This window comes from Armatimonadota bacterium, from assembly GCA_017993055.1.
Taxonomy (GTDB): domain Bacteria; phylum Armatimonadota; class UBA5829; order DTJY01; family DTJY01; genus JAGONM01.
In genome coordinates, this window is record JAGONM010000074.1 from 1 (window position 1) to 6,041 (window position 6,041).

Annotated in this window: 3 protein-coding genes; all 3 read right to left on the reverse strand. The window is 64.9% G+C overall.

Translation table 11 applies throughout. From position 1 onward, the window contains the following. Positions 1-135: 135 nt before the first annotated feature. The 3 genes from KBC96_15385 to KBC96_15395 all read right to left on the reverse strand — a co-directional run bounded on the left by KBC96_15385 (position 136) and on the right by KBC96_15395 (position 5,777). Positions 136-1,800 carry a site-specific DNA-methyltransferase gene (locus KBC96_15385; protein ID MBP6965776.1) on the reverse strand — a complete coding sequence of 555 codons (1,665 nt, stop codon included), beginning with the start codon at positions 1,798-1,800 and terminating at the stop codon, positions 136-138. Between the two features lie 419 nt (positions 1,801-2,219). Then, positions 2,220-3,932, reverse strand: coding sequence for a phosphodiester glycosidase family protein (locus tag KBC96_15390; GenBank protein ID MBP6965777.1), 1,713 nt, complete (start codon positions 3,930-3,932; stop codon positions 2,220-2,222). 132 nt (positions 3,933-4,064) lie between these two features. Beyond that, positions 4,065-5,777 carry a phosphoenolpyruvate carboxykinase (GTP) gene (locus KBC96_15395; GenBank protein ID MBP6965778.1) on the reverse strand — a complete coding sequence of 571 codons (1,713 nt, stop codon included), beginning with the start codon at positions 5,775-5,777 and terminating at the stop codon, positions 4,065-4,067. Between the last annotated feature and the right edge of the window lie 264 nt (positions 5,778-6,041).

Below are 6,041 nucleotides of genomic sequence, written 5' to 3' on the forward strand. Positions count from 1 at the left end.
TGGTGCAGGTCCACCGTCCTTCGATACACGCGCCAGAGCGCGCACTCAGGACTTACGGTCGCGGGTAGACCCTGAATCCAGTTCAGGACCGCGCCAGAGCGCGCACTCAGGACTAGCGGGTCTTGTCTCCTGAACTCATATCCCCAACTCCCCCTGCTCTCCTTCGCGGACGAGCTTCTTGCCGGAGGAGCGCAGGGAGTAGCCCTTGGGGAAGTCGAACTCCTTGCCCTCCAGGAGTTCCTTGATCGTGCGTATCTGGAGCTTGGGGATCTTCCGGCCTGAGGGCGAGTCGAAGAACCCGAGTTCCTCCGCTTCGGTATACATCCCCTTCGTCGGCGTGTCGAGGCAGATGAAGAACCCCATCGCCCCCTTGTCTCGCTGGATGACGTGCGAGAAGTCCCGGATCATGCCGGGGTTCAGCTTCCCGCCCTTGACCTGCACGACCGCCCACTGGAGCTTGCTTTCGAGGTCCATGAAGTAGACCTTGCCGTCGACGCCCTTGTCGCCGCTCTTCTCCGGCTGGGGGACGCCCGCGACGAGGCCGACCGCCCATATCTCGAACTGCTTCGGGCTCTCCTCGAAGAGCTTGTGGGCCGAGTACTGGTCCTTCGGGTCGCCGAGCACGTCGTACTCCTTGCCGCGCGTGAGGCCGAAGTCCTTCAGCAGGCGGCTGATCATCAGGTCGAGCGCGATGTAGGTGATGTCTATGCCGATCCACTGCCGCCCGAGCTTCTCCGCGGCGACGACCGCCGTGCCGCACCCGCAGAACGGGTCGAACACGATATCGCCGGGGTTCGATGAGGCGCTGATGATCCGCTCCAGGAGCGCGAGCGGCTTCTGCGTGGGATAGCCCATGCGTTCAGCGGCAATGTTGTGGATGGGTTTGATGTCTGGCCAGATGTCCTGCATCGGTATGCCAAGCGCCGCGTCAAGATACCGCTTGCCCTGAGGTACGCCGCCCTCCTTCTTAGGCCAATGGATCATGCCCACTTCGTCAAGCTTGTCGAGACGAGCTAACAGATCATACTGGCCTAGCTCTTCCCCGGTAATCTCCTTGTACGCATCGTAGAAGTAGGACGGTGGCTGCCAGTGACGATGCCCCGCTGTAGGGTCGTATCCCCGCCATGGTTTTCCGCTATCCCCTTGTCGCACGCCAGGACCGGTGAGATCAGTGCGTCGCCAGCGCCGTCCTTCGTCATCCTTGTGAGTGAAGAACGCGTCCACGTACTGCTCGTCATAGGCAGAGAACTGAGCGTTCCACGTGTACTGGCTCGACTTGGTGTAGAATAGCAGGCTGTCATGCGTTGCGCCGTACCGATTGGCGGAGTTGTGGGCACTGGTCCGCTTCCATATCACCTCGTTCCTGAAGTTCACGGGGAGGAATACCACGTCCAGCAGAATCTTGAGATAGTGGCTGGCGGTCGGGTCGCAGTGTAGGTAGAGGCTCCCGGTCGGCTTCAGTACCCGGTGGAGTTCGAGGAGGCGCGGGGCCATCATGAGGAGGTAGGCCATCATCTCGCTGGTGCCGAGGATGCGGTAGAGCGACTCCATCAGGTCGAAGAGCTTGGCGTTGCGCGGCTCCCTGAAGAACTCCTCGTAGGTGAGCTTGCTCCACTGCCAGGTATCGGTGAAGGCGGTGATCTGCGCCTGGTTCTCGTCCTTCTTCGCCTGCTTGAAGAGGACGTTGTAGTCCCGCGCGGAGTTGAACGGCGGGTCGAGGTAGACCAGATCGACCGACTCGTCCGCGATGTGCTCGCGCATGATGGTGAGGTTATCGCCGTAGTAGAGAGTGTTCTTCATCTTGGGAATCCCGGGTGAACCCGCTACGGTGTCATTCTGAGCGAAGCGAAGAATCTGGCCGGAGAGATTCTTCGCTTCGCTCAGAATGACAGGGCGTCTCAGAATGACAGGTTGCCTCGGATTTGCGTAAAGCTGTATAGAGAATGTTCTTCGCGAGCCGAGCGGTTTCCTGCCTGGGAAGGGGCCGGACGCCGGGCCGAGGGGGTTCTGCCCCCGGGGCCTTTACCGAACCTCCCCCGACCCCTCCTTGATAAGGAGGGGAGCGCTGATGAACCTACTTCTCCTGCTCCACTACCACCGACGCCAGGTCGCCGAAGGACACCTCGATGCGCGACCATGCTGCAGGTCCACCGTCCTTCGATACACGCGCCGAAGCGCGCACTCAGGACTTACGGTCGCGGGTGGACCCTGAATCCAGTTCAGGGTGACAGCTGTTCCACCACCACCGGCGTCAAGCCGGGGTAGGAGACCTCGATCCGCCCGCCGGACGGGCCGGCCCACTTCACGCCGACCGACGCCTTGCCGATCTCGCCGGTGACTACCTCGCCCGCGTCGAGCTTCCCGCCGCTGATCTTGACGCGCGGTCTCAGACCCGCGATCCCGTTCGCCCCGATGTCCGTCACGCCGACGGTGAGGTCGGCCTTGCCGGGTTCGACCGCCTCCAGGACGGCCGTCAGGCGCTTCGGCGGGCCGGCGACCGTCTCGATCGTCGTCCGCGCGAACTTCGAGCCGAGCCGGACCACGACTTCCACCTTGCCGACCTTGTAGCCGGTGAAGATTCCCGCCTGGTCCACGAACCCGATGCCCTTGTCCGTGCTCCAGATCGCCCTGCTCGCGAGCATCTTCTTCAACGGCTGCCTGGTCGCGGAGTCAATGAGTCTGAGCCGGACCGTCTCCGCGGAGGCCACCGGCTTCGTAACCTGCGAGATCTCGAAGTCCACCGAGGGCCACGACGGCTCGTCCGCGAAGACCGCGATCCCGTTCGGGAGCGGCCTCAGCTTCCCGTCGGACGGGCTGTTCAGGATGCCGAACCACGTCGCCATCGTGCTCGACCCGCCCCCGTCGAGGCTCAGGGCGTCCACGCACCCGAGCGACTTCATCAGGAGCGCGAGGTTCGGGAGCGGCATGCCGGTCGCGTTCTGCTGGCGGCCGTCCACGGTGGCGAGCACCAGCTTCCCGTCGGCGGTCGTGCCGAGGGCCGTCCTGGGGTGGGCGGTCGTGATGTGCCCCATCCCGATGCCCTCCTGCTGGAAATCCTCGATGATCACCCCGTCCCTGATGAGCCTGGGGGTTCCGCCGGCGGCCTGCACGACCTCGTTCCAGCCGGTGGTCGCGGTCGGGACGACGTCGAAGGTCAGCGTGACCTCCATGCCCTCCTTCAGGGCGTTCTCGACGAAGTCGCCCGCCGGTCCCGCGCCGGAGAGCACGATGCCGTCCTCCGGGATCGGCGTGTCGCCGAGGTCGGGCCTCAGTTTCGAGACCGTGCCGCGAATCGGGACTCCGAGCCGGATCGGGAGGTCTTTCGTGGTGATGACGGCCTCGGAGCCGTTGTCCTTCGTGCAGGTGCTCGTGAACCACTTCCGGGTGTAGGCGATGAGCTCGCCGGGCCCCCGGTCGCGCTCCAGGCCGTTGATCGCGCGGGAGGCGCCGTCAGGGAGAGTCACCTTCGCGTCCCAGCCGAGCACGTCGTAGAGGTACTTTCCGGTCGCCGTCATGCCGAACATCGTGCGGCGCGGGTACGGCTCGCTGACGAGTTGGCCGTTCTCGACGTGCAGGCCGAGCGGATCGCCGGTCCAGTTGCAGAAATCGGTGTTGACGACCGCCGCCGCGTGGAGCCTCCTCGCGATCGAGCCCATGTCCTCGCGGCCCCTGGTCGGGTCGAGGTCGTTCACCCGGTCGTGCGCGAGGACGGCCCTGATCTCGACGCCGGGCGCCTTCGGGTCAATCGTCAGGACGTTGATGATCCGGGGCAGAGTGCCGCTCACGGGGTCGGACGGGCGGCCGATGATCTGCTTGTAGACGACTCCGTTGGCGAGCTGCTTGATGAAGGTCTCGCCGCGCGCCGCGCCGAGCGGCAGGATGAGTGCGGCGGAGACGACTATGAGGCGGAAAAGGCCGTTTCGGCGGTTCATGGCTCCTACTCCTTTGTCGAAGGACCGGGGATCCCCGCGACGTATTATAGCACACCGCACGGACGATAATAACAAGACGCGGCGGACCGGATGATCCGCCGCGCCCACAATCCCTTGCCCCTATCGCTTGCCCTACCTAGTCAGCCGGTCCGCCAGGGCCTCGTGCTCCTGCCAGATCTCGATCGGGAGCGAGTAGCCGAACTGCTGGAACCACTTCGTCTGGCTGTCGAGTTCCTCGTACCAGGCGTCCTTGTCCACGTGCGTTAGCTCTTCCATCGTCTGGTACGATATCTTCAGGCCGGCGAGGTGCATGCTCCCCGCCGCGGGGACGTATCCGATCGGCGTCTCGACCGCCGCGCCCTGGCCCTTGCACCGCTCGATGACCCACTTCAGCACGCGGAGGTTGTCTCCGAACCCCGGCCAGAGGTACTCGCCCGCCTCGCTCTGGCGGAACCAGTTGACCCGGAATATCTTCGGCGGGTCGGTCAGCTTCCGGCCGGTCTCCAGCCAGTGCTGGAAGTACTCCGCCATGTTGTAGCCGCAGAACGGGATCATCGCCATCGGGTCGCGCCGCACGATTCCCTGCGCGCCGAGCGCCGCCGCCGTCGTCTCGGACGCCATGGTCGCGCCGATATAGGTCCCGTGCTGCCAGTTGAACGACTGGTAGACGAGCGGGGCTAGCCTCGCCCTGCGCGCGCCGAAGAGTATCGCGGATATCGGCACTCCCCGGGGGCTCTCCCACTCGGGCGAGATGCTCGGGCACTGCGACGCGGGCGCGGTGAACCTGGAGTTCGGATGCGCCCCCTTCTCGCCGCACGTCGGGGTCCAGGGCTGGCCCTGCCAGTCGAGGGCGCGACCCGGGGCGGGGTCGTCGTGGCCCTCCCACCACACCGTTCCGTCTTCCTTCAGTACGACGTTGGTGTAGATCGTGTCGCGCTCGATGGTGTGCATCGCGTTCGGGTTCGACTTGAAGTTCGTTCCCGGCACCACGCCGAAGAACCCGGCCTCGGGGTTGATCGCCCACAGCCTCCCGTCAGGGCCGACGCGCATCCAGGCGATGTCGTCGCCGACCGTCCATATCTTCCAGCCCGGCATTGATTCCGGCGGCACCAGCATCGCCAGGTTCGTCTTCCCGCACGCGCTGGGGAACGCGCCGGCCACGTAGTGGACTTCTCCCTCGGGGCTCTCGACGCCGAGGATCAGCATGTGCTCCGCCATCCAGCCTTCCTGGCGGCCGAGCCAGCTCGCCACGCGGAGCGCGAGGCACTTCTTGCCGAGGAGGACGTTCCCCCCGTAGCCGGAGCCGACGCTCCAGATCGTGTTGTCCTCCGGGAAGTGGCAGATGTATCGGCGGTCTATGTCGAGCTCGTGCTTCGAGTGGAGGCACTTCGTGAAGTCGTCGGATTCGCCCAGCTCGTCGAGCGCGACCTGGCCCATGCGGGTCATGATGCGCATGTTCAGCACCACGTAGATGCTGTCCGACAGCTCGACGCCGACCTTGGCGAACGGGGAGCCGGGCGCGCCCATGATGAACGGGATGACGTACATCGTGCGGCCCCGCATGGAGCCGTCGAAGAGGTCGCCCAGCTTGGCGTAGGCCTCCTCGGGCGACATCCAGTTGTTGGTGGGGCCGGCGTCCTCTTCCCTGCGCGTGCAGATGAAGGTGAGGTGCTCGGTGCGGGCCACGTCGTTCGTCGCGGTGCGGTGCAGGGTGCATCCCGGGAGCTTCTCCTGGTTCAGCTCGAGGAGTTCGCCGGTGCTCAGGGCCTCGGCGGTCAGGCGGTCTTTCTCCTCCTGAGTGCCGTCGCACCACACGACGCGGTCCGGCTTGCACAGCCGCGCCATCTCGTCTACCCAGTCACTTATGGCTCTGTTCCCGATCGTCTTCACTTCCCTTCACTCCGACGTGTCCGACCTGTCGGACCGGTCTGACGCTCACCACAGGGACGAAAAAGGCCGAATATCCGTCTGCTGAGGCAGTCAACGCTGAACGGATGGCAGCAAACAGTTCGGCGCTTTCAGCCTCTCCCACTGTTCACTGGTCACTGTCCACTGTTCACTACCCCTGGCGGGTATCCGGCCTTCCTTCGATGGCCGGCAACCGATGGC